This window comes from Mycoplasma tauri, from assembly GCF_016925555.1.
Taxonomy (GTDB): domain Bacteria; phylum Bacillota_I; class Bacilli_A; order Mycoplasmatales; family Metamycoplasmataceae; genus Mycoplasmopsis; species Mycoplasmopsis tauri.
Genome location: NZ_CP070479.1, coordinates 500,773 through 525,136 on the forward strand (window position 1 = coordinate 500,773; position 24,364 = coordinate 525,136).

Genomic DNA, 24,364 nt, shown 5'->3' on the forward strand with positions numbered 1-24,364 from the left:
GTTCTAAATATTTCTTTTTTGATTTTTTGTGGACTCTATTATATATGGATCAACTAAAAGATCATTAATGACGTTATCTTCTTGCATATCCTCGCGAGATGTTAAAAGAAAACTTCTTACAAAAATATAAAATACTAAGCAAAAAATAGAACTAATTATATAAGTGTCTGCGAAATTAAATGTTCCAATATTCCTACCAATTCATTTCTCAATGAAAGGGCTGTAAATAATGTCTTTAACAGTATTATTAAATCTAATTCTATCAATAAAATTGCCTAAATCGCCGGCCAACATTGTTGAGGCAATCAAAATATAAACATAATTATTTGTAAATAAAGGAACAAAAATAATAATAAAAACTAATAAAATGCTTATAAAATGAATAAAGCCAAATCCCCATTCAGTTGTAATTTCATTTCTGATGACAGTAACGCCATGATGTTCAACAGATCTAAAACCTATAAAACCATAATCATAAAGATAACTAGTATCTCCTCTGAAACCAGAAGGAGAACTTGGATCGTCTATTTTTTTAAAAAGAAACTCCTTAGTAAATTGATCTATAAACAATAAAATTACGAAAAAACCTATAAATACGACATATTTAATTAAATAATCAACTCAATTATTTTTTACATCATTAACTTTTTTTCTAAAAAATATTTTTAATCTTTGATAAAAGGTTGGATTGGAGTTAATTTTATTGGTCATTTGATGATTCCTTAATATTAGAGATAATTTTATGACATAATGGGCAAAGGTCGTTCTGAATTTGCGAAGAGACCAAATGATTTCAACATCTTAAACATTTTTGAGATTCAAAAACATCAACTTTGTTTTCATTTCCAAATTCAATTAATCCAACCATTAATAATTGTTTTAAATCTAAACTTTTTATAAATTCACTATTAGAATTGATTGTTATTTTAGCTTCATTAGATCTTTTAATCAAACCTGATTTTGTAGCATTTTCAAGCAAAATGTTTATTTGATCTTTAAGATCAAAAAATTCATCTCACAATTTTAATAACTTTTCATCAACTTCTTTTGCATCTTCAAAATTGTCAAGAAAGACACTTTCTTTTTTATCTTCTTTATTAAAATAACTATATGCATCTTCTGCAGTTGTTGGCATAATAGGAGCTATGGCTTTTATTAAGAAATCAGTAATTTCATAAAAATTAGTAAGCGTCATTAACCTATTATTTGAATTAATTTCTTCAACATATAAAATGTCTTTTGTTATATTTAGATAAAAACTTGACAATTCAATAATGTATTTGATTATTAATTTTATAGCACCAGAAAAATTATATTCATCATAACATTCATATACCTGTTTTTTTACTTTTTCAAGTTCATTATAAATGTATTCATGAATTCCATTTCTTTTTAAACTTGGATTGTATTTAAAACCATTTAGATTACCTAACAAGAATTTAATAGTGTTTCTTATTTTACGATAGTATTCGCTATTTTGCTTAATAATGTCATCACTAATATTAATATCATTTGTATATTCTGAATTAGAAACTCAAAGTCTTAAAATATCAGCTCCATACTTTTTAATAACTTTTAAAGGATCAATGACATTACCCTTTGATTTGGACATTTTTTCACCTTTTGAATCTAATACAAAACCATGACTAAGTAACTGTTTATAAGGTGCAAAAGAAGAATAAGCTACAGAATTGATTAATGAAGAGTTAAATCAACCACGATATTGATCACTACCTTCTAAATATAAATCATATGGAGGTTTGATATTTTCATCAATAATTGCTGAAATTGAAGATGAACCAGAATCAAATCACACATCCATGATGTCCATTTCTCTTGTATAGCCTTTTCCTCTATACTCCTTAGGCAATAAATCATCGGTTTCTTTTTCCCACCAAATATCTGATCCATGTTCTTCAACAAGGTTTATAACATAATCAAAAATTTCAGCATTTATTATAGGTTTATCATCTTCATCATAAAACACAATGATTGGAACACCTCAAGTTCTTTGGCGGCTGATAGTTCAATCTTTACGATCGATAATCATGTTCATCAATCTTTTTTTGGCTCATTCTGGATAAGCTTTAATATTTTCTAATTCATTAATTAATTGAGGTTTAATTTTATCTATTGAAACAAATCATTGTGGGGTGCCTCTAAATAAAATTGGTTTGTGTGTTCTTCAATCATGTGGATATGAGTGTCTAATAATATTTTTTGCTAATAAGGCTGATTTAGAGAGTAATTCATCACAAATAAGCTCATTTGATTTTTCATAAAAATGTCCTTCAAACTTACCTGCTTGTTCATTTAATACACCATCATCTTTAACATGCATTATTTCTTCAAGAGAGTTAGAAACGCCAATTTGAAAGTCATCTTCACCAAATAAAGGAGCTATGTGAACTAAACCTGATCCTGACTCAAGAGTAACATGATGGCCTATAACAACAGGACAAATTAAATTGTTAAGTACACCTCTATACTTTATGTCAATTAACTCATGAGCTTTAAATTCAGATACAATTTTTGCATCATTCATACCACAAACTTCAGTTACTTTTTCAAATAAATCTCTTGCAACAATGTAAAAGTTATTTTGGTATTCAAAACGACAATAGTTAAATTTCTCACCAACTGCTATTCCAGAATTAGCTAATAAAGTTCATGGAGTTGTGGTTCAAATCACTAAATTATCACCATCAAAAATTTTTTGAGATCCATTTGAATCAGTAATTTTAAATGAAACAAAAATTGAAGGGGAATCAATTTCATGATATTCAACTTCAGCCTCTGCAAGAGCTGTCTGGCTTGAAGGAGATCAATAAACTGGTTTTAAGCCTTTGTAAATAAGTCCATCTAAAATCATCTTTTTAAACAATCTTAGCTGATTTGCCTCAAAATGAGGGTCTTTTGTTATATAAATTTTGCTAAAATCAGTCAAAAGCTGCAATTCTTTAAACTGTGAAATTTGATTTTGAACTTGAATATCAGCATAATCAGATGCTTTTTTTCTTAAATCAAGAGGTGAAATATTTTTGAAATTTAATTTAGCTTCTGTTAACATTTTAAGCTCAATAGGGAGACCATGTGTATCCCATCCTGGCACATATGGAGCATAAAATCCTCACATTGATTTGTATCTAACAACAATATCTTTAAGAATTTTATTTAATGCATGCCCTATATGTATATTGCCATTAGCATATGGAGGCCCGTCATGAAGAATAAATGTTTGATTGTTTTTGTTTTTTTCAAGAATTTTTTGATAAATATTCTTGTTAAGTCACATTTCTCTAAATTCAGGTTCTTTATTAACTAAATTAGCTCTCATTTCAAAATCAGTTTTTGGCATATTTAAAGTATCTTTATAATTTTTCTCTTGCATAATTTTCCTTATTAATTTAATATTTTGTATTATATCAAAAACTTAATAACATCACATCCATTATGTTTAGTGAAAGAGAACACAAAAATTTCTTTTTTTATTTCTTTAAAAACAAAAAAACAAAAGAATGCATTTTTTCCTTTGTTATTGTTTTATTGGCTATTAAGTAAATTTATTATTCTTTTTCTTTATTTTTTAAAGAGTTTTTTGTCAATGTTATCATTGCTTTTTCAGGTATTGTTTCACAATATCCAAACATATTCACAATTCCCTTAAAAGAATCTTTTGGAATAGCTAAATCATCTAGTTGTTCAGGTTTAATAGCTAAATTTATTTTTTCAATTTCGCCATTTTCAATTTTGTGAACAAAATCAGGATCTGCCACAAATACAGAACTTAATCCAACTAAGTCGCAATTTTTCAAAGCTTCTAAGCATTTATCTGGTGTATTAATTCCACCTGATGAAATAATTGGCAATCTATTTTTAAAATGATTATAAACAACTTTGTTTATTAACTGACCTTTAAATTTACAATCAGAGCGCACTTTATTAAGATAAATATCATGCCCTCAGCTTGCAATTGCTAAATAATCAATTTTTCCCTTTTGAACTGTCAAATCGATTAATTGGCAAAATTCTTCAATGGTATAACCTAACTCTGTGCCATAAGTTTCTTCTGGTGTTGCTCTGAAACCAAAAAGAAATCCATCAGGTGCATAATTATCAATAACATTACGTATAGACTCCACAACTTCAATACACAAGCGAGATCTATTTTCGAAAGAATCAATTCCATATAAATCACTTCTTTTATTAACTATCTTGCTAAAAAATGTTTGAATAAGTAATCTTTGTGCCATTGAAATTTCTACACCATCAAAACCTGCTTTAATTGCTCTTTTTGTTGCATTAGCATAAGCTTTAACAATATCTTTAATTTGTTCATGTGAGAGTTCAAAAACTTCATGCTCTACTGGAAAATGATTTTTTTCATAACTAGGGCCATATAAATGACCGTATTTTTTTAAACTTGCTTGCGAAAATTTTCCGGCATGACCAAGCTGCAAAATTGCAATATTACCATTAGCTTTCATTGCAGAAGCTAAAACTTTCAAAGAATCAATGTCATTATCATCTTTAGCACTATAACCATACTCAAAAAGTTGACCAAATTCATCAATATAAGCTGCACCTGTGATAGCTATAGGCGCACTATTTGATCTTCTAAGTGCATAATTAGCTTCTTCAACCGTCATTTTACCATCAATAGTTGTAAGTGAAAGTGTCATAGGCGACAAAACAAATCGATTTGAAAGTGTATGCTTGCCTAATTTAAAGGATTCAAATAATGGTTTATATTTATTCATTATTCCTCATCAAGAATTATTTTTGCTACTTTTTCTGGATTAACTTCAGTAAAGAAATAAGACTGTAAATCAGCATTTTTGAGCGAATATACTAAATCATCATAAGTCATTTTTGTGCCAATTAATGCTTTTTCAAGCTCTGCTATATCTTTGCGTGGAAAAAAGTCACCGCTTATTTTTATTTTTTCAACTCTTTGATTATCAATAGATAATGAAAAATTAATTGTGCCTATAGATAAACGGGCATCACGATTATATTCATAACGTGGGCTAGTTCCATATGTCCAATCTCAGTTTTTGTATTTTTTCTCTATTAATTCGTCTACTTGAGCTCAATCTTCATCAGTCATAACATAACGTTTTATTGAATTAATATCGTCAGTTCCGAACAAACGTTTTATTATTAAATCTTTAAACTCAAAAATATCTAAATTTTTGTATGGTTCATCAAAATATTCGCTTAGTCCTGCTACTCTTTGACGCACCGATTTTATTCCTTGTGATTGAATTTTCTTACGGTTTGGATTTAAAACTTGAGACATAGCATCATAATCAACATTATAAAGAATTGAATTACCACCATAAATAACGTCATTAATCAACATCATGGCAGCACCAGATACTTTTCTTCCATCTATTGTTAAATCATTTTTTCCAGTTTGACCAACACCTCTGGCTCCTAATTCTTTTAATATTTTTATAATAGGTTCATAGAATTTAGCAAAATTTCCAATAATACTTTCATTATCCTTATAGGGTATTAAATAGCACACATTCACAGAATTTGAATCAATATAAATTGCGCCACCGCCCGTGTCTCTTCTAACAATTTGTAATTTTTTTTCTTTTAAATAATTAAAATTGATCTCAACTTCAGGATTTTGAAAATAACCGATTTGAATATGTGGGTCAGCAACTGTTGGAAAAACAATTGTTTCATCAACACGAAGATGATTCAATGCTCATACTTGAATTGCTAATCAATATGCGCCATCTTTAACATATTTTCCATTTCTAATTGGTTCTATTAATATCATTTTTAACCTCTAATAATGAATTTATTGAATCTTTAATGTCATTAGTTTCAACTATTGTTTTTTCTCTAATTTCATGTGGTAATCGATATACTCTATTATTCATTGCTAAATATTTAGCATTTGGAATTTCCTGCGTCATTTTTCAAAATGGATGTTTTATCAGCATTGGCGTTGAATAGCCAACTCCGATTTCTCAAAACAAAATTTTTTTATCTTTATATTTTTCAATAAAAGCTTCATAGCGGCTTTTTTCGTCAAAAAATCTTTTATCTTCAACCATGCCTTTTTCTTTCAATCTCTTATTAACTTCAAGATAAGAATTACACTTTGGACAACGCGGAATAATATCTAATGGAACTTTCATATTTGACTGCTTTTCAATCATTTCATAAACTGCAGTATCATTTGAATAGCGTTGATTATGACACATTTTTTCGCACTGTAACAAATTATATTTACCTTGAATATAAAATATTTTTTCTTGATCAAAATTTGCAGCTTCCAAAGTGTTATCTGAATTAGTTGTTATAATAAAATAATTTTTGTCTGATAAATATTCTTTTAAGTTTATGAAACTTTGACTAGCAGGCTGATCAAAATAATTTAGTTTCATAAATCTTGAATGAAAGGCTCAATAATTTTGTATATCATCAAAATGATAAACACTAGCTTGAAGCATGTCTAAAAAACCAAATGCATTTATAAAATCGCTAAAATTTTCTTGAAAACGTTTTCCAGTATAACCTATACCATCAGCAGCAGTCATTCCTGAACCTATACCAACAACTATTGCATCTGCTTCAGATATTATAGAATTCAAATTCTTTGCATCAAATTCTTTATTCATGATTAAAAGTCTTCGAGATTTGCTAAAACTTCAGGATTTATATCACTAATTATCATAATTCAGTTTTCTGAATCTTTATGAGAAGAAACCAATGAAGGATTTATAAGTGCTTCTTTATTTCATTCAACAACTTTGGCATCAAAAGGCATTTTTAATGTTAGTATAGCTTTTGAAGCTTCAAGAGCCATAAATTCATCATTTTCCTTGAGTGAAATTTTGTCTGTATTTCTAAATTGTATATGTCCAACTGTACCTATATCATCTTGCATTTCTGGTGTCATTCTTAAATAATATTGATCTTTATTAGCTATTTTTTCAATAATTAAATATTTGATTATCTTTTTCATTTTTTATCTCCAAGTTTGTAGTAATTTGCAATATTTTTTAAAGCAATCTTGCGATCATCAACATTGGCCATAGTAGGCATAATGATTAAATGTTCAATATTTAAATCAGTACATAATTCATCTATACTTTTAACGTCAAGCTCTGTTTTAATAGGGAATATGTTAAAATAGAACCTATCAAAATTTCTTTTTTGTCCTTCACTAAATGAGTAATTTTCTACTTCATTTCCTAAAGGAAAAATTTGAAATTCATTTCAATCGTTTAGGCCCATTCTAAATAAAGCTAAAGCTTTCCTATTGCTTTCTATAACGTCATTGCTACTGCCACTAACGACATTGACGCTTATCCCTATATCCTTTGGTTTAACGCCTCATTTTTTTTGATAAACATCCATGTATGTTTGAATAACTGTTCTTGCATAAGTTTTTATTGGTTGCAAAAATCATCCATAAACTATTTTGAATCCATTTTCTGCCGCAAATATTGCGCTTTGTTCACTAGTTATTAGCATAACTGGTTCTATTTTTTCTTGAATATGCGGATTAATTTTAACATCACAATTTGATGAATTATTAATAAAATTCACAGTTTCTAACATTTTTGAGTAGAAACTTTCATTTGAAATATCACTTTTCATTAATTTTGTTATTTTTTCTGTTGAGGCATTACTTCCAAAACCAAAAATAAACCTATTTTTATGTAATAAATTTAATGTGTTTATTTGTTCAGCAATAGAAAAAGGTTGATAATGTTTTAACATTATTCCACCACAACCAATGTGAATTTTTTTAGTCTTATTTGCTAAATGATTTAGAAGAATAAGTGGATTTGTAATCACAAGTGTATTAACATTATGTTGTTCACTTATTCAAAAAGAATAAAATCCCAAATCTTCTGCAAATTTGCATATATTTTCAAGTTCATTATAAGTATCTTTATAACCATTTTTAGTAACTAATACACCATGTTCTAATACGCTTACCTTCATGATTGTAATTATATTACAAAATGCATATACTTTATTTTGCCAACTAACCTAATTTATCATATTAAAAAATAAAAAATGCCTTTTAGGCATTACAAAATTATTTACTATTTTTATTTTCTCAAGCAGCCTTTAAGAATTCATCAAATAATGGATTTGACTTAATAACTCTTGTTGTAAATTCAGGATGATATTGCACACCTAGATAAAAAGGATGGTCGTTTTTGAGCTCACAAATTTCAGCAACTTTTAGTTCTGGATGCACACCTGAAAAAATGAAATTTTCATCTTCAAGACTATGACGATATTCCTTGGCAATTTCATACCTGTGACGATGTCTTTCATAAAAAACGTTTGTACCATATATTTTTTCTGCCAATGTGTTTGGAATAGCTATAATTCTATCTTCACCAAGTCTTAAAGTGCCACCAAGATTCATTGTATCGCCATTTTCATAAAATGGCCTAAGAACAAATTCTTGATTTTCTCCTTCTATTGCAAACTCTTTGCTTGTTGCATTAATAATCCCCATTTTTCTAGCTTGTGCAACAGCCATTGCTTGAAAACCTAAGCATATACCTAGGGTCGGTATTTTCTTATCCCTTGTATATTCTGCAACTTGAACTTTTGCATAAAAACCTCTTACGCCGAATCCAGGAAGAATAATAACACCATCATAATCAGATAGTTTTTTAGCAATATTCTTATCATCTAATTCGTCAGAATCAACTAATTTATAGGTTAATTCAATATTTTGATGTGCTGCAGCTATTTTTAATGATGAAATAATTGATAGATAAGCATCTTCAAGTCCAGTATATTTTCCAACTAATAGTATAGATAAAGGTTTTTCACGTTTTGCTAAATATTTTTGAGTGAATTCATTTCAAGCAGCATTAGCATTTGGAATTATTTCTTTATCAATTCCAAAATGATCATAAATAATTTCTATAATTCCGCTTTTTTCTAAAAATAGTGGAATTTCATAAATGTTAGCTTTATCAGGAATGTTAATTACATTTTTTGGTCTTATAAAAGCATTATCACTAACTTTTTTAATAATTGATTGATCAACACCATCTTGTGAGCGAAGCAATAATAAATTAGGATTAATTCCAAAAGAACGTAAAGATGAAATTGACACCTGACTAGGTTTTGATTTATATTCCTTTGATGCACTTAAATAAGGAACAAAAGCCAAATGTGAAAACATAACATTTCTTGGGTATAAAGATGCAAATTTACTGATTGCATAAATATAAGGGTTTGATTCTAAATCTCCTACAGTTCCGCCTATTTCAATAAGCATGAAGTCTGGTTGCTTTTGATCTGCTAGTGATAAAATAATATCAATTATTTCATCAATAACATGTGGGACAATTTGAACCGTTTTACCATGGTAATCTCCCTTGCGCTCTTTTTGAAATATTCGAGTAAAAATTCTACCTGTTGTAAAGTTTGAATCTTTCGTTAATTTAACATCAATAAAACGTTCATAGTGACCTAAATCTAAATCAGTTTCACCACCATCACTAGTTACATAAACTTCGCCGTGTTCCGTGGGATTCATCACACCAGGATCTATATTTAGATATGGATCAAGTTTAAGTACAAAGATATTAAATCCTTGTGCTTTCAATAAATTTCCGATACTAGCAGCAGTTACACCCTTACCAAGGCCACTTAAAACTCCACCAGTTGTAAAAATAAATTTTGTTTTCATTTTGTTAACACTCCCTATATTCATATTTTAATTTTACAAACATAATAAAAATTGAAAATTAAAAGAATAATAAATTTAAACAAAAATTGTAAACATTCCACAAAAATAAAAAAACCCGTTAGGGTCATTTTGTTTTTTGGTGGCTCCGGCAGGAATCGAACCAGCGACACACGGAGCTTCAGTCCGTTGCTCTACCAACTGAGCTACAGAGCCATAATGGCGGTCCAGACGGGAATTGAACCCGCGATCTCCTCCGTGACAGGGAGGCGTATTAAACCACTTTACCACTGGACCAATTGGTGGCGGAGGCTGGACTCGAACCAGCGATTTCAAGGTTATGAGCCTTGCGAGATGCCAACTTCTCCACTCCGCGATATATAAGAAAAGTTTTTTGGCGGGTGATGAGGGATTCGAACCCCCGCGGGCCGTGAAGCCCCTGCTAGTTTTCAAGACTAGTCCCTTCAGCCAGACTTGGGTAATCACCCGTGGTGGACCTAACTGGATTCGAACCAGTAGCCAACCGGTTATGAGCCGGTTGCTCTAACCGTTGAGCTATAGGTCCTTCAGTTAGATGTGTTCCATATTTGGTAGCGTCGAAGAGAGTCGAACTCTTGACCTTCCGGGTATGAACCGGATGCTCTAACCAACTGAGCTACAACGCCATATAAATGGTGGAGGATATGGGATTCGAACCCACCACCTCCTGCGTGCAAGGCAGGCGCTCTAGCCAAATGAGCTAATCCCCCATGGTGAAGAAGACAGGATTTGAACCTGCGACCACTACGTCCCAAACGTAGCGCTCTGCCAAGCTGAGCTACTTCTCCGTGCTTTTTTAGGCAACGTGATACAAAAAGCATTATTATTATACATAACAATAAAAAAACACAAAATAAATTATTCAAAAATATTTGGAAACAAAAAAATGTCTAAGCAAATTTTAATTGATAACTTATTTTTTAAATTTTATTAAAAATATAAAAATAAAATTGGTAGTTTATTTTTTAAAACATAATTTTTCAAATATTAATATTTTTAATAATTTTTCTAAAAAGGAATGAAAAATTTTATAGTAGATAAGAAAAATAACATACTTTTTCTAATTTTCAAACTGCTTACACTTTCCTTTTGCGTATACGCGCGCGCCCTTGAAAAGGGCCAGGCAACAGCCCAAAAAAGCTACTTACCGTAGCGGCTATACGACTTTTAAGTTTTATTTATAAAACTTATTTTATTAACTTTTTATAGCAAAACTTATTTTTATATAAATATAAAAATAGATAAGTTAAAAAAGTGTAAGCTTGAATTACAAAATTAAAAAAATAAGCACAAAAAGTAATTAAAATAAATTTTTAAATAATTATCAAATTACTCTCATTTTCATGTGCTTTTTGTATAAAAAACTTTATAGTATCTAGATTATATAAACCATATTTTTTAATAATAATGCGCTTTAAATTATGCCCAATTATTGTTTCAGCACATCCTCCAAAATAATCTTTTAACACAATAATGTTTTCAATTTTTTGTCTTTTTTTTAAAAAAAAAAATTAAATTTTTGAATTTATTTTATCTATAAATATTGCTCCATCACCAGAAATATATGTGCTGCTGCAGTGATAATGTTCCCTTAAAACATTATTAATTGTTTCTATAAAATTTCTATTTTGACTCAACTCATTACTCTTTTTACTAGTGTTAGCTAATTGAATTATTGTTTTATTTGGTAGTAAAAAAGAAGCCGGTATCCGCTTCTTTTCACTTCCCCTTAAAATATAAAATTGTATGTATTTTATACTTTTTTGCCTATATTTTTATAATGAAAACCAATAAAATTTATTTTAATAATGATTCAATTCTCTCTTTTGTTGGTTGATAAACTATGTATGTACCTGCAACACAAGCATCAGCTCCTGCTTTAAAGCAAAGTGGACCCGTTGTCTCATTTATTCCACCGTCAACTTGAATTAAATAATCATATTGATTTTTAATTCTTAACTCTTTAAGTTCCTTAATTTTCTCAACAGAACTGTCAATGAATTTTTGACCACCTTTGCCAGGCTCTACTGACATAACTAAAACAAGTTGTATATATGGTAAAAATTCATAAATTTCACAAACATTAGTATTTGGCTTTATGGCTATTCCGATTCTATATTCGCCATTATTTTCTTCTAAAAAATGTAGTATTTTCTTGTGTTCAACAGCCTCATAATGAAAAGTGATTATGTCCACATGATCTTTAAAGTTTTCAATATGATCCAAAGGATTTTCCACCATTAAATGAGCATCCTTAAAGTGTTTTTTACCATTACTATTAATATTTTTTATTTCTTCTAATTCAATTGCATGATTAGGAACAAATTTGCCATCCATAACATCATAATGAATTCATTTTATGCCATTATCAACAAGTAGATTTGCCATTTCAAGTCTTTTTTCTTTGTCTACATTTAATAGTGAAGGAGTAACATATTTATTATTTCTTTTCATTTTAATTTACCTCATTTAATAATTTTAAATAATTTTGATATCTAAACTCTGGAACAATCTTATTTTTTACATTTAACTTTACATTGCAAAAATTCTCTGGCTCGTTCATGTGTAAGCAATCTTTAAATTTACAAATCTTACTAAGTTCTTTGAATTGTCTAAAACTTTGTGCTAACTGAACTTTAGTGAAATTAATATCAAGACTTGAAAAACCAGGTGTATCTATAAGTTCCCCATTATCAAAAACATTGACAATTTGAACAATTCTAGTTGTATGTTTGCCCCTATTAGCGCCTTTTGAAATTGCTTGCGTGTCAAAATTATTATTTGTTAATGTATTTATTATAGTAGTTTTTCCAACCCCACTTTGACCCATTAAAACATTACATTTATTGTTAAATAATGCCCTAATATTTTCAATTCATTTTTTTTCTTTATTGTCTATTTCATAGACTTTATAGCCTAATTCATCATACATTTTTTTATATTTACTTTTTTCTAAATCACTTTTTGTAATAAATAAAATTGGCTCAACATTATGACATTCAATGAAAGCCATATATTTATCAACTAAAAAAGAACTGAATTCAGGTTCTTTTGATGACATAACAATAATAATGTAATTAATATTAGCTACTTTTGGCCTAATGAACTCATTAGTCCTTGGGTAAATTTTTGTAAGATATTTGTCTTCTTCAAAATCTACATAGTCGCCAACTAAAGGTGATATGTTTTTATGTCTAAAAATACCAAGAGCAGGCAAAATGTGAATTTCACCATCTAAACCTTTTATAAAATATTTACCAGCGTTTATAGAATAAATTTTTCCTCTCAATTTATACCTCAAATATTATTTATTAAACAATAGAGCAATGATTGTAATAACTATTACTAAAATTACTGCTGCGAAAATGCTTAACATAGCAATTAGAAAACCTTTACTATTTATTATTTCAGAAAACGTGCGTTTTGGTTTAATCTTCTTGGCATCTAATGGTTTTTCATAAATTCTTTTTTCTGAGAAAACAGTTTTTAAATCATTGTACATTTCTCAAGAAGATGCATACCTTTGGTTAGGTTCTTTTGCTGTGGCTTTTATAATGACATTTTCAAGCGCCTGTGGTGCATTTATTATTGAAGTTAATTTCGGAACTTGTGCATTTGATTGCAACTTTAAAGTTTCAAGTGGTTTTGCACCCTTTATAGGATAGTCTCCAGTCAGCAATTCATAAAGTAATATTCCAATTGCATAAATATCGCTTTTAGAAGATGGCAAACTCTTTGCTATACATAATTCAGGTGCCATGTAATACACAGAGCCAATAACTTTTTGCTCCTGTGTATATCTTTGACTATCAGGATCAAGTGAAAGGCCAAAATCTAAAATTTTAATGTTATTGTTTGTAGTAATAATTATATTGTTGCTTTTGATATCGCGATGAATAATATCGCAGGAGTGTAGCTCTTGAATTGCAGAACATATTTGTTTAACATATTCAACAGCAGTAATTGGTAATAATCTTCCATTTGATTTAATACGTTCACGTAAATTATGACCTTCAACATATTCCATGACAACAAATTGCTCAACATCATCAATGTAAGAATCTACATAGTATGGAAAAAATTCAGATCTAACTTTTTTCATTATTTCAATTTCTTGTTTAAAACGTTTAAGTGTACTTTCTGGATCAGCTCCATTTTTAACAATAAAGTATTTGAGAGCATAAAAAACCTTAACTGGCGATTTAGATTCTAAAGATTCTACCTTATAAACTTCAGAAAAACCACCATCTCCTATTTTTGATAAGACCTTATAATTTTCAAAAACTTTACTATTAGATTTTATTGCCATTATTTCTCCATTCTGCAATATTATCAAGAACAACAATGCCACAACTTGCATTATCAGTAGAATTATTTCTCAAAGCATACTCAACAATATCTTTAGCAATTATGTCAGCACTGTTATCAGATTTTAAAATACCTTCCATATATGGCTTAGGAACAAAATCATGTGCACCATCACTTGTTGAAATAATTGAATAAACTTGATTAAAAACATCGTGCTTTACAGTAAAAAATTCAATTTTTGTTCTTTTATCTGGCCCAAGAGAAGAAGTTAACGCAACATGATTACGATATTTACGTGCCTCTCTTTCTGGTATACCCTCAGAAATTAATTGGTTTAAATAATTATGATCAGAAGTAATTTGATGTAATTCTCCTAATGTGGTTAAAACATATGTTCTAGAGTCCCCAACATTAAAAAATAAAATAAATTTATCTCTTAAATTAACAAGTGCTCCTGTAACAGTAGTCCCCATATCCATCATTGCTTCATCATGGTCACTTATTCTAATCATTTCCTTTTTAGTCTTATTTATAGTGTTTTTAACTCACTCCATGTAAGAATCTACTTCACTAGAATTAAAATATTGGGTTAAACTTTTATCAAACTCTTGTTGAAAAACTTTAATAGTAGTACTTGATGCTATTGAACCACCATAATGTCCACCCATTCCATCGCAAAGCAAAAGAAGAATAAAATTTTCATTAGTAAAAATTGCTAGAGCATCTTGATTTTCTAGTCTTCTTGTACCAATATCGCTTACTCTTCCAAAATCCATAGCTATTCTACTTCTTCCTTAATTATCTTAATTATTTCAGAAGCTGCTTTGTTTGCATCATCATTAATGATAATATGCTTGAATAAATGTTTATCATTAATTTCTGCAATAGCTTTATCTAAACGTTTATTTATAGAATCTTCGCTCTCAGTATTTCTATTAAGAATTCTTTGTTTAAGATCGTCAATTGTTGGTGGAAGGATAAAAAATGTTAACAAATTATAATTTTGCAAAACAGATTCTTTTTCTAAAATTTGCTTTGCTCCATTAGTTTCAATTTCTAAAAAAGGAACTTTATTATCTGCGTGAATCCTATCAATTTCCTCATACAAAGTACCATAATAATTATCAAAATGATAACTATATTCTAAAAATTTATTGTCCTTAATTTTTTGTTCAAAATTTGACTTAGAAATAAAAAGATAATGCACTTTATCTATTTCGCCAATACGAGGTTTTCTAGTTGTGGCAGAACATGAAAAAGCAAGTCTCAATTCTTTTGCATCAAAAAGAAACTTTTCAATTGTTCCTTTACCAACTCCACTTGGACCTGTGAAAATGATTATTGTTTTTTTCTTACTTCCATTCAAATTTTTCATAGTCTAATTATTATATTAGTTAATAAAAACTTTATTTAAAAAAAATATATTAATTTTTATATTAATTTACATGTTATTCATATTAAAAAAATCAATTGCTTGTCTTTTATCTGAATGTTAAATAATTAATATTCAATTATAAAAAACAGTTAAATATGTTTTGAATAATAAATATTTAAGAAGTTAAAATTTATTTATTCTCCTATTTTATAGGTAAATTAATAAAATGATTGAACTTTATTATAATTAATAAAATAACTAATAAAAAATTGTCATATGCACAAAAAGCAAAATATTAAATAAAATAAACTACTAAAAATTTGATGCATCAAAAAACTTATATATAATATAAAAATTAAAATTAAATTATATAAGAGGTAGAAGATGGAACCTAAGGCAATAATCTCAATTTTTTTAGCTATTATTTCAATAATTGCTATCATAGTTTCGCTATTAATGTCTCCAGATTCAAATGGTTTCTCTGGCGCTCTTGTTGGTTCTGGCGACTTAGAACTTTTTAAAACTTCAAAAGAAAGGGGATTTAAAAAAGTCCTTAAGTGATTAATGATAGCATGTGGACTACTTTTAATGCTTCTTTCAATCATTTGTTGGGCAGTTAAATAATAATCATGATTGATCAAAAAAATATTTTAGATTTTATAAAGAAAAACCCAAATACAACATTTAATAATCTAGCAAGAAAATTAAAAATCCCAGCTAACTCAAATAAAATACTAACAAAAGCTTTGCTTTCTTTAATGGATCAAAATTTAATTTCAAATAACAAAAAAGATTCTACATATATTGCTCTTAAAAAAATTAAAACTATCAAAGGTGAATTTCATATAGTTGGTGAAGGGCGTTTTGGCTTTGTTGATACTGGTGATATTTTAAATAATGAAAAAGAGTCGTATTTTGTTATTGGAAACGATTTTAATACAGCAATGAATGGTGACATTGTTTATGCAAATGTTTATGAACCAATAACAACAAATAACGATGCAAAAAAAATAGCAAAAATTACAGAAATAATTGAAAGAAGATGCATAAATATTGTGGGTGTTCTTGACTATTCAACAGGCTACGTGACATTCAAACCAACTGAAGCTGCTCATAAAAATATAAATTTTAAGATTAGAAATATGCTTCCAGAAGCTAGAGTTTTAGATGTTGTTGTTGCAAAAATTATTGACTATAGTAATAAATTCAAAGAAATTGACATCATTAAAAAAATAACAAACATTAATGATCCTATGGCTTATGTTAAATCTCTGGAAGTGACAAGAAATGTCCCAGAAGATTTTCCTACTGAAGTTTATGATTATGTAAATAAAAATATTCCAGATTCAATTAAAAATGAGGATTTATCAAATAGGCTTGACTTAAGAAATGAATTAATTGTAACAATAGACGGATCAAGTACTAAGGATTTTGATGATGCTATAAATGTCAAAAAAATTGACGAAAATACCTATGAATTAGGTGTTCACATTGCAGATGTAGCTTACTATGTTAAAGAAAACACACCGCTTGATGAAGAAGCGCTTAAACGTGGAACAAGTATTTATTTACTTGATAAAGTTGTCCCAATGTTGCCTTTTAAACTATCAAATGGAATTTGTTCTTTAAATCCAAATGAGGATAGATTAACAATTAGCGCCATTTGCAAAATAGACTTAAATGGCAATAATATTAGCATTAATGTTGTGCCTTCTGTAATTAGATCAAAGCATAGACTAACATACGAAAGAGTAAATGATTTTATTAACAAAAATAAAAAATTTGACAATAAAGAGTTAGATGAAATGTTAAAAAATTCGTATGAATTATCAACTATTTTAAGAAATTACAAGAATAAACAAGGTTATATTGATTTTGAAATTGATGAACCAGATATTGAGCTCGATAAAGATGGAAGAGTTGTAGATATTAAAGTGAAACCTAGTGGCGAATCTGAAAAAATGATTGAAGATTTCATGGTTAGAGCAAATGAAGCTGTTGCTACATGAATAACTCAAAATAAATTGCCAATGATGTATCGTGTTCATGAATCACCAGGAGATGAAAAATTAGATTATTTTTTAAATGTTTTAGACCTAGTCGGAATAAAAATAAATCTTGATAGAAGAAAAATTTCTCCTGTTTCATTTCAAAAAGTTATAAAACAAATCAATGAACAGAGGAATGATACTTTTTTGAAAATGCTATTTTTAAGAACCATGCAAAAAGCTGTTTACTCACCTAATAATATTGGTCATTTTGGTCTTGCAAGTGATTGTTATTGCCACTTTACTAGTCCCATAAGAAGATATCCTGATGTTATTGTGCATAGAATTTTATGAGAATTTCTATTTAAACCAAAAAATAATAAAAATATAGAAGATTTTGCTTCAAAACTTGACAAAATAGCTTCTATGAATTCAACATCAGAGCAAAATGCTGTTCAACTTGAAAGAGATGTAAATGATCTAAAATTTGCTGAGTACTATAAAAACAAATTGCATTCTGAATTTGACGCTCAAGTATTTAGCATCACAAAATTTGGTATGTTTGTCCAATTTTCTAACTTAACAGATGCGCTTATTCATGCATCTAATATTGGTAATGGTGATTTTGTTTCTAATGAACACGGCACAATTTTATATTCAAAAGAAAATCCAAAGAAAAATTTTAAATTGGGTCAAAAAGTTAGAGTTGTCATTATTAATGCAGACGAAACTACCGGAAAAGTTGATTGTGTTCTAGTAGATGATTACTATAATTACTTAAATAAAAAAGCAAATAACAATAAAAATTTAAAATAGTAAATGTAAATAAAAAAGATAATTATGATTAAAAAAATTTTAAAAAATTCTCTTGGTTTTGATTCAAATTTATATATTTATCAAGACAAGGATATGTTTAATTACTCTGTTGATACAATTCTACTTGGGAACTTTATTTTTTTGAACAAAAAAATAACAAGGATGTTGGAAATTGGCACCAACAATGCTGCTCTAAGCATATTTATTTCCGAAAGAAGTAAAGACTTAAAGATTGATGCAATTGAAATACAAGAAGAGGCAGCTAATTTAGCTATAAAAAACGTTTTAATGAACAATAAAGAAAACTCAATAAATGTTACTTGCCAAGATTTCAATGTTTTTTATAAAAAGCACACTAAAAATTCATTACCAAAATATCATTCAATAGTATGTAACCCTCCTTTTTATGTTTATGATAAATCAAAAGTTAGCAAAAAAATTAATGAACAAATGTTAATTGCAACACATGAAATAAAATTGAACTTGGAACAAATTATTTTAGGTTCTTCAAAGATAATTGATCAAAAAGGATACTTAACATTAGTTATTCCAACAGAAAGATTAGTTGACTGTTTTTATCTAATGCGAAAATACAATTTTGAGCCAAAAAGAGTTCAATTTATAATACCAAGAGTTGATGATAAACCTAAACTTGTTCTCGTAGAAAGTAGATTTCAAGCTGGTTGGGGAGTGCATTTTTTACCTAATTTATATTTGCATGATAATAAAAACAAAAATAATCATGAGTACTTAGATTCAATTAAAGAGTTATACAAACCTATAAAAATAAGAGAGGAATAAATATGAAAAAAACTTGTTTTGTGACAACTCCTATATATTATGCATCTGGTCCACTTCATCTTGGACATATTTATTGCACAACTGTTGCTAAAACAATATCTAATTACAAAAAAATAATGGGTTATGATGTAAAGTTCTTAACTGGTAGTGATGAACATGGACAAAAAATTGAACAAAAAGCTAAATTAAATAATAAAAGCCCAAAAGAGTATGTTGATGATCTAGTTCTTTCTTATAAAGATGTATGAAAAAAATGACACATTGACTATGATTATTTTAGCAGAACGACAAGTGCTGAACATATTGAATCAGTAAGCGATATTTTTGAATTATTTTTACAAAAAGGACTTATTTACAGAGATAAATATAATGGATTATATTCTGTAGAAGATGAAGAATTTTTAACTGAAAGCCAAGCCACAAAAAAAGATGATGAGTTTTTTCACCCAGTAAGCGGACATAAATTAATTAATGTTTCTGAAGATAGCTACTTTTTTGATATCAATAGGTTTATTACATGATGAAAAAACGAAATTGTTGAAAATCCAGATTTCCTAAGTCCTCAAAAAATTCTTTCTGAAGTTAATAAAAATTTTATTAATGAAGGAATTGAAAATTTATCTGTGACTCGCCAACACATAAAATGAGGAATTCCAGTAAAAAGTGACTCAAAGCACATATTGTATGTTTGACTTGATGCTTTATTTAATTACATAACAGCTTTAGGCTATAGTCCAAACAATAAAGGTCAGGACTATATAAAATATTGAGAAAATGGAAATGAAATAATACATATAATAGGTAAAGAAATTTCTAGATTCCACTTTATTTATTGACCTATTTTTTGTAAGGCGCTCAACATAAAAATACCATCAAAAATTTATGCTCATGGTTTGCTTAGAGATAAAGATGGAAGAAAAATGTCAAAATCGCTTAATAATGTAATTGATCCAGATTACCTTCTAAACAAGTATGATCATGAAATGGTGAAATATTATTTAACATCTCAAATAATATTCGGTGAAGATGGTAATTTTAGTGAAGAAAAACTAATAGATACAGTGAATTCTGATCTTGTTAATAATTATGGGAATTTAATATCAAGAACTTTAAAAATGATTTCTAACTCATTTCCAAATGGCCTATTTTATAGAAAAAATAGCAAAAAAGAACATATTGATATTGAACAAAAAATTGAATCATTCAGCAATAATTTTATTTCATTTATGGAAGATTTTAAAATTGATAAAGCTTTATCATCTGCTATGAAATTATCTGATGCACTAAATAAATATATTGATGAATTAAAACCATGATTATTAAAAAATGATTCTGAAAAAGATGAGCTAGAATCAATTCTTATAAGATTGCTTCATGGAATTTATGCAATATCTTGAGGATTGCAAATTGTTATTCCTGAACAAATAAAAAATGTTGCAAAAGCTTTGAATGTTGAAACTTTTGAACTTGATAAAATCACAGATATGAAGAAATTTGATAATCACAAAATGACTGATAAATTTATTCTATACTCTAGAATTAAAAAATAAAATTGAGGAACAAATATGATATACATTATTTATACTGAAATTGTTTTAAAAAATGAACACAAAGATGATTTTATTTATTTTATGAAAAAATGGGTTGATATGATTAAGAAACAACCTTTAAATTTATCATTTGATTTATGTTGAAAAAATGAAAAAACAATCATTGTTGTACAAAGATGAAGTAATCAAAATGCTTACAATAATTTTATAAAAAGTGAATTTGGAAAGAAAATTTCATCAGAACTAGAATCTTTTGTTGAATACACTTCCAGAGTTGAAAAACTTAATACAACACTTTAATTTAGGAGATTTATGAAAACAAAAATATTTTCATATGATCTTGATGGAACTTTACTAATGAGCAATAATAAAGTTCATGAAGACACTAAAAAAGCATTTATAGAAGTTCATAAAAAACATGGTATTAATGTTTTGAACACAGGACGCGGGCTAATCAAAGTTTTACCTCTTTTAGATGAATTCAAGGGTATTGATTTTTTCATTTGTTCTAATGGGTGTTTAATTTATGACGTTGCCAAAAAAACCTATAAAATAGTTGGAAAGTTAAATCCAGAAGTATTTGAATTGATGTATGAATATGCAAAGAATAATAATTTAATTATAACACTTGATACTTCTGATTTTAATGGAACTTATATCCCAAAAAATGATTCCGGTGAATTGCCTTCTTGAATTAAAGGGCAAGATATAATGGACTTTAGTAGAGTAAATGTTTCAAATTATGAAACAATGCATAAAGTTGCCAATGATCCCAATAACATAATTACCCAAGTTGCAATTAGAAATCCAAGACATATTGCACCAGAAACAACCAAATATTTTGACAATTTATTCAAAAATAAATACTCTGTTTATCTAACTAATTCAATTTATACAGATGTTAACCCTCTTGGTGTTTCTAAATGAAATGGTTTAAAAGCATTTTTAGAAATTTATGATCTCAAAGATAGTACAATTTATGCTTTTGGTGATTCAGGAAATGATGTAGAAATGCTAAAGAATTCCCATTTTGGATATGCAATGGGAAATGCAACTAGTGATGCTAAAGAAGTTGCTTATGAAGTTATAGGGGACTATAACACAGGAGCAATTGGACATAAATTAAACGAGATAATTAATAATAACTAACATCTCCTATATGTGTTAGCAAATTTGCACCAGATTTTATAAGAAAATTGTTGCCATCTTCATAGTCTATGCTTGGATAGCAATAAACCTCTTTGCCCATATTTGCAAAACAATTTGCTAAATTAATTATTCCCGAATTTTTCTTTGAGCTAAAAATTATCAAAAAGTTTGATAAAGCTGCATTTAGAACATTTCTCTCCTTGAAATACTTTAATTTAGGATGAGCATTGGGTGGATAAATACTTATGCAAAGCTCATTTTTTTTATCAATTTCATCTCACTTTTTGCTAATCCCTTCTGCTAACAAATATATTATTTTTGCATTATGTTTTTTAAATTCCTTAATAATTTTTTCATCTAAATTTTTAAAACTATTTGTCAATAAAACAGACTTTTTTGCCAAAATTTTACATGTATTTTTTATATTTTCACTAGTTAGATCACTATCAACATCTCCAGTTAATGAAACCATGTTTTCTTTTAATAAATCTATATTTCCTTTATAGTAAATAACAAATGGTGAGTATTTTAATTCCTTTAGCCCTTTTGGATAATTTTCATCAAATATAGTAAGCGTTTCAACTCCTGCTTGCTTAATTTTTTTTATCTCTTCTGAGATTAAATTTATATCAATTTTCTTTCCATTTTTCAAAGCTTTGTAAATTTCAAAATTGTTTCCAGTATATAAAATAGATAAATATATTAACAAATCATTCATTTTGTCTCCTTTTTTGCACATTTTTTAAATTGTTGAATACAAATTTTTGCTAAAAAAACGGAAAAAAATAGGAAAAATGTGTATTTATTACCATATTTTCAATTAGTAGTTATGTTCCAAGTGATTATATGTATTTTTCAAAGTAGTAAAATTATTATGTGTAACTATGATCATATTTATAAAATTAACACAGGAGATTCAAAAAAATGAAACAAATTCCAACAAAAATGAAGGCTTTTGTAGTAACAGAACCTAAAAAATGAAGCATTCAAGAAGTGGAAGTTCCAAAACCAAAATACAAAGAAGTATTAATTGAAATGGAAACATCAGGCATTTGCCACACTGACTTACATGCGGCAAATTATGATTGATTGGTAGAACCTAAATATCCTCTTATTCCAGGACATGAAGGTATTGGTAAGGTTGTTGCCCTTGGTGAAGGATGTACAAGACTAAAAATTGGTGATAGAGTATGTTTAGCTTGATTACATGATGCATGTGGATATTGTGAATTCTGTTTAACAGGTAGAGAAACACTTTGTCCAAATCAAAACATGTCAGCTTACACAAAAGATGGATCATTTGCTGAATATGCAATTGGTCATGAAGACTTTGTTGGTATTGTACCTTCAAAACTTGATCTAATTACAGGCGCTCCAGTTGTATGTGCTGGTGTAACAACATACAAAGCGTTAAAACAAACAAAATCTAAGGCAGGAAACTTTGTAGCCGTTATTGGAGTTGGAGGGCTTGGACAAATAGCTATTCAATATGCAGTTGCTATGGGTTATAGAGCTATAGGTATCGATTTAGCAGATGAAAAATGTGAATTGGCTCTTAAATCAGGCGCAGAATTTGCACATAACTCAGCTAAAGATCCTGATTTTATCAATAAAATTATAGAAGAAACAAATGGTGGTGTACATGCTGTTGTAAACACTTCAGTACATCCTTCAGCAGCTGAACAAGGTATGGCTATGCTTCGTAGAGGTGGTAGACAAGTACTAGTTGGTCTTCCAGCAAAAGATAAATTTGGTAAAGACGACTTTAAAGTGTCAATTTTCTGATCAGTATTATTTGAAAGAGAATTAGCTGGTTCAATTGTTGGTACAAGACAAGATCTTGCAGAAGCTCTTGAATATGCAGCAGAAGGCAAGGTTAAATCTGAAGTTACAAAAGTTGTTAAATTAGATGAAGTTGCTGATATTTTCGATAAATTACAAAAAGGCGAATTTCTTGGTCGTGCCGTTATCGATTTTAGAAAATAGTTAAAAAAAATCTGGTATTTTCACCAGATTTTTTTATGTTTTATTAGCTTAAAAAATGTTTTATTATTGAATAGTTAAATTAAAAATAAAGTAGTAAAATGAGTAAAATACTTAAAGGAGAAAAAAATGGATTTTGATCAAATATTTATATGTACAACAGACACCGTAACAGGTCTTGGTGGACCAGTTAATCAAAATACATTAGATTGTATTTATCACCTTAAAAATAGGCCTTTAAGCAAAAAAGTTATGATACTGGTTGGTTCAATTGAACAAGCTAGAAAATTTAAACAATGAAATGATAAAGCAGATAAATTTGCACTTAAATATTGACCTGGAGCTTATTCACTTGTTATTAATAATCAAGGTTTTAGAATGCCTAATAATGATAAATTATGTGAATTTTTAACTAAAAATGGTCCAATGTATGTTACTAGCGCAAATATATCTGGCGAAGAACCAATTAATATAGAGGATGCTCATAAAATTTTCCCTACTGTTAAAAATATATATAACTTTGGACAAGGTTCTGAAGAAGCTAGCAAAATATTTGATTTAGATACTAATAAATGATTAAGATAATTTTTTTATCTTCCTATTTTATAGCCATATTATAAAAATGAGAGTCCAACTCTCTTATTTTTTTTAAATAAAA

The 24,364-nt window shown here is 28.1% G+C and carries 23 protein-coding genes and 8 tRNA genes; 8 read left to right on the top strand and 23 right to left on the bottom strand.

What is annotated here, in order from left to right; genetic code table 4:
• Window positions 1-3: 3 nt before the first annotated feature.
• From JS510_RS02100 to gmk, 22 genes are all read right to left on the bottom strand, one after another.
• Window positions 4-711, bottom strand: coding sequence for a signal peptidase II (locus JS510_RS02100; protein WP_205517119.1), 708 nt, complete (start codon window positions 709-711; stop codon window positions 4-6).
• Entirely contained in the window at window positions 701-3,391 is a 2,691-nt protein-coding gene (ileS, locus tag JS510_RS02105) for an isoleucine--tRNA ligase (protein ID WP_205517120.1), read from the bottom strand. Before ileS ends, JS510_RS02100 begins: the two co-directional genes overlap by 11 nt.
• 175 nt (window positions 3,392-3,566) lie before the next feature.
• Entirely contained in the window at window positions 3,567-4,760 is a 1,194-nt protein-coding gene (locus JS510_RS02110) for an NADH-dependent flavin oxidoreductase (protein WP_205517121.1), read from the bottom strand.
• Window positions 4,760-5,797, bottom strand: coding sequence for a lipoate--protein ligase (locus JS510_RS02115; RefSeq protein WP_205517122.1), 1,038 nt, complete (start codon window positions 5,795-5,797; stop codon window positions 4,760-4,762). Before JS510_RS02115 ends, JS510_RS02110 begins: the two co-directional genes overlap by 1 nt.
• Window positions 5,775-6,644 carry an SIR2 family NAD-dependent protein deacylase gene (locus JS510_RS02120; RefSeq protein ID WP_205517123.1) on the bottom strand — a complete coding sequence of 290 codons (870 nt, stop codon included), beginning with the start codon at window positions 6,642-6,644 and terminating at the stop codon, window positions 5,775-5,777. The genes JS510_RS02115 and JS510_RS02120 overlap by 23 nt, the downstream gene beginning before the upstream one ends.
• A 2-nt stretch (window positions 6,645-6,646) precedes the next feature.
• Window positions 6,647-6,991, bottom strand: a complete 345-nt coding sequence (locus JS510_RS02125) for a glycine cleavage system protein H (protein ID WP_205517124.1) — start codon at window positions 6,989-6,991, stop codon at window positions 6,647-6,649.
• The gene (locus JS510_RS02130) at window positions 6,979-7,980 is read right to left on the bottom strand and encodes an LLM class flavin-dependent oxidoreductase (RefSeq protein ID WP_205517125.1); all 1,002 of its coding nucleotides are present in this window, start codon (window positions 7,978-7,980) and stop codon (window positions 6,979-6,981) included. The genes JS510_RS02125 and JS510_RS02130 overlap by 13 nt, the downstream gene beginning before the upstream one ends.
• 97 nt (window positions 7,981-8,077) lie before the next feature.
• On the bottom strand, window positions 8,078-9,700 hold the full coding sequence (locus tag JS510_RS02135; RefSeq protein WP_205517126.1) for a CTP synthase: 1,623 nt from the start codon (window positions 9,698-9,700) through the stop codon (window positions 8,078-8,080).
• Between the two features lie 137 nt (window positions 9,701-9,837).
• A tRNA-Phe gene (locus tag JS510_RS02140) sits at window positions 9,838-9,913 on the bottom strand.
• A gap of 4 nt (window positions 9,914-9,917) precedes the next feature.
• A tRNA-Asp gene (locus tag JS510_RS02145) sits at window positions 9,918-9,994 on the bottom strand.
• Window positions 9,995-9,997: 3 nt separating this feature from the next.
• Window positions 9,998-10,073: transfer RNA gene (locus tag JS510_RS02150), tRNA-Met, on the bottom strand.
• Window positions 10,074-10,092: 19 nt separating this feature from the next.
• A tRNA-Ser gene (locus JS510_RS02155) sits at window positions 10,093-10,185 on the bottom strand.
• Window position 10,186: 1 nt separating this feature from the next.
• A tRNA-Ile gene (locus tag JS510_RS02160) sits at window positions 10,187-10,262 on the bottom strand.
• A 23-nt stretch (window positions 10,263-10,285) separates the two neighbouring features.
• Window positions 10,286-10,362: transfer RNA gene (locus JS510_RS02165), tRNA-Met, on the bottom strand.
• Window positions 10,363-10,369: 7 nt separating this feature from the next.
• Window positions 10,370-10,446: transfer RNA gene (locus tag JS510_RS02170), tRNA-Ala, on the bottom strand.
• A gap of 1 nt (window position 10,447) precedes the next feature.
• A tRNA-Pro gene (locus JS510_RS02175) sits at window positions 10,448-10,524 on the bottom strand.
• 723 nt (window positions 10,525-11,247) lie between these two features.
• A complete protein-coding gene (locus tag JS510_RS03355; RefSeq protein ID WP_269802017.1) occupies window positions 11,248-11,373 on the bottom strand; it encodes a hypothetical protein in 126 nt (41 codons plus the stop codon).
• Between the two features lie 160 nt (window positions 11,374-11,533).
• Window positions 11,534-12,190 carry a ribulose-phosphate 3-epimerase gene (locus tag JS510_RS02180; RefSeq protein ID WP_205517127.1) on the bottom strand — a complete coding sequence of 219 codons (657 nt, stop codon included), beginning with the start codon at window positions 12,188-12,190 and terminating at the stop codon, window positions 11,534-11,536.
• 1 nt (window position 12,191) lies between these two features.
• The gene (gene rsgA / locus JS510_RS02185) at window positions 12,192-13,025 is read right to left on the bottom strand and encodes a ribosome small subunit-dependent GTPase A (RefSeq protein WP_205517128.1); all 834 of its coding nucleotides are present in this window, start codon (window positions 13,023-13,025) and stop codon (window positions 12,192-12,194) included.
• 15 nt (window positions 13,026-13,040) lie between these two features.
• The gene (locus JS510_RS02190) at window positions 13,041-14,045 is read right to left on the bottom strand and encodes a serine/threonine-protein kinase (protein WP_205517129.1); all 1,005 of its coding nucleotides are present in this window, start codon (window positions 14,043-14,045) and stop codon (window positions 13,041-13,043) included.
• On the bottom strand, window positions 14,029-14,820 hold the full coding sequence (locus JS510_RS02195; protein ID WP_205517130.1) for a PP2C family protein-serine/threonine phosphatase: 792 nt from the start codon (window positions 14,818-14,820) through the stop codon (window positions 14,029-14,031). The genes JS510_RS02190 and JS510_RS02195 overlap by 17 nt, the downstream gene beginning before the upstream one ends.
• Before the next feature lie 2 nt (window positions 14,821-14,822).
• Window positions 14,823-15,419: a guanylate kinase gene (gene gmk, locus JS510_RS02200; RefSeq protein ID WP_205517131.1), complete on the bottom strand. Its 597-nt coding sequence runs from the start codon at window positions 15,417-15,419 to the stop codon at window positions 14,823-14,825.
• 384 nt (window positions 15,420-15,803) lie between these two features.
• Here gmk and secG point away from each other — a divergent pair, with 384 nt between their 5' ends.
• From secG to JS510_RS02230, 6 genes are read left to right on the top strand one after another with little or no spacing between them, the layout of a single operon-like run.
• Window positions 15,804-16,043 (top strand): preprotein translocase subunit SecG, encoded by a 240-nt coding sequence (gene secG, locus JS510_RS02205; RefSeq protein ID WP_205517132.1) that lies wholly within the window; start codon window positions 15,804-15,806, stop codon window positions 16,041-16,043.
• A gap of 5 nt (window positions 16,044-16,048) precedes the next feature.
• Complete coding sequence (gene rnr / locus JS510_RS02210) at window positions 16,049-18,223, top strand: ribonuclease R (protein ID WP_205517133.1); 2,175 nt, start codon at window positions 16,049-16,051, stop codon at window positions 18,221-18,223.
• Window positions 18,224-18,247: 24 nt separating this feature from the next.
• A complete protein-coding gene (locus tag JS510_RS02215) occupies window positions 18,248-19,024 on the top strand; it encodes a tRNA1(Val) (adenine(37)-N6)-methyltransferase (protein ID WP_205517134.1) in 777 nt (258 codons plus the stop codon).
• Between the two features lie 2 nt (window positions 19,025-19,026).
• On the top strand, window positions 19,027-20,574 hold the full coding sequence (gene metG / locus JS510_RS02220; RefSeq protein WP_205517135.1) for a methionine--tRNA ligase: 1,548 nt from the start codon (window positions 19,027-19,029) through the stop codon (window positions 20,572-20,574).
• Window positions 20,575-20,589: 15 nt separating this feature from the next.
• Window positions 20,590-20,874, top strand: coding sequence for a putative quinol monooxygenase (locus JS510_RS02225; protein ID WP_205517136.1), 285 nt, complete (start codon window positions 20,590-20,592; stop codon window positions 20,872-20,874).
• A gap of 12 nt (window positions 20,875-20,886) precedes the next feature.
• Window positions 20,887-21,723, top strand: a complete 837-nt coding sequence (locus tag JS510_RS02230) for an HAD-IIB family hydrolase (protein ID WP_205517137.1) — start codon at window positions 20,887-20,889, stop codon at window positions 21,721-21,723.
• Here the strand turns inward: JS510_RS02230 and JS510_RS02235 are convergent.
• Window positions 21,710-22,441 (bottom strand): DNA-processing protein DprA, encoded by a 732-nt coding sequence (locus JS510_RS02235; RefSeq protein ID WP_205517138.1) that lies wholly within the window; start codon window positions 22,439-22,441, stop codon window positions 21,710-21,712. The genes JS510_RS02230 and JS510_RS02235 overlap by 14 nt on opposite strands.
• 206 nt (window positions 22,442-22,647) lie before the next feature.
• Here JS510_RS02235 and JS510_RS02240 point away from each other — a divergent pair, with 206 nt between their 5' ends.
• A complete protein-coding gene (locus tag JS510_RS02240; protein ID WP_332873703.1) occupies window positions 22,648-23,709 on the top strand; it encodes a zinc-dependent alcohol dehydrogenase in 1,062 nt (353 codons plus the stop codon).
• A gap of 126 nt (window positions 23,710-23,835) precedes the next feature.
• A complete protein-coding gene (locus tag JS510_RS02245; RefSeq protein ID WP_205517139.1) occupies window positions 23,836-24,291 on the top strand; it encodes an L-threonylcarbamoyladenylate synthase in 456 nt (151 codons plus the stop codon).
• The last annotated feature ends 73 nt before the right edge of the window (window positions 24,292-24,364 follow it).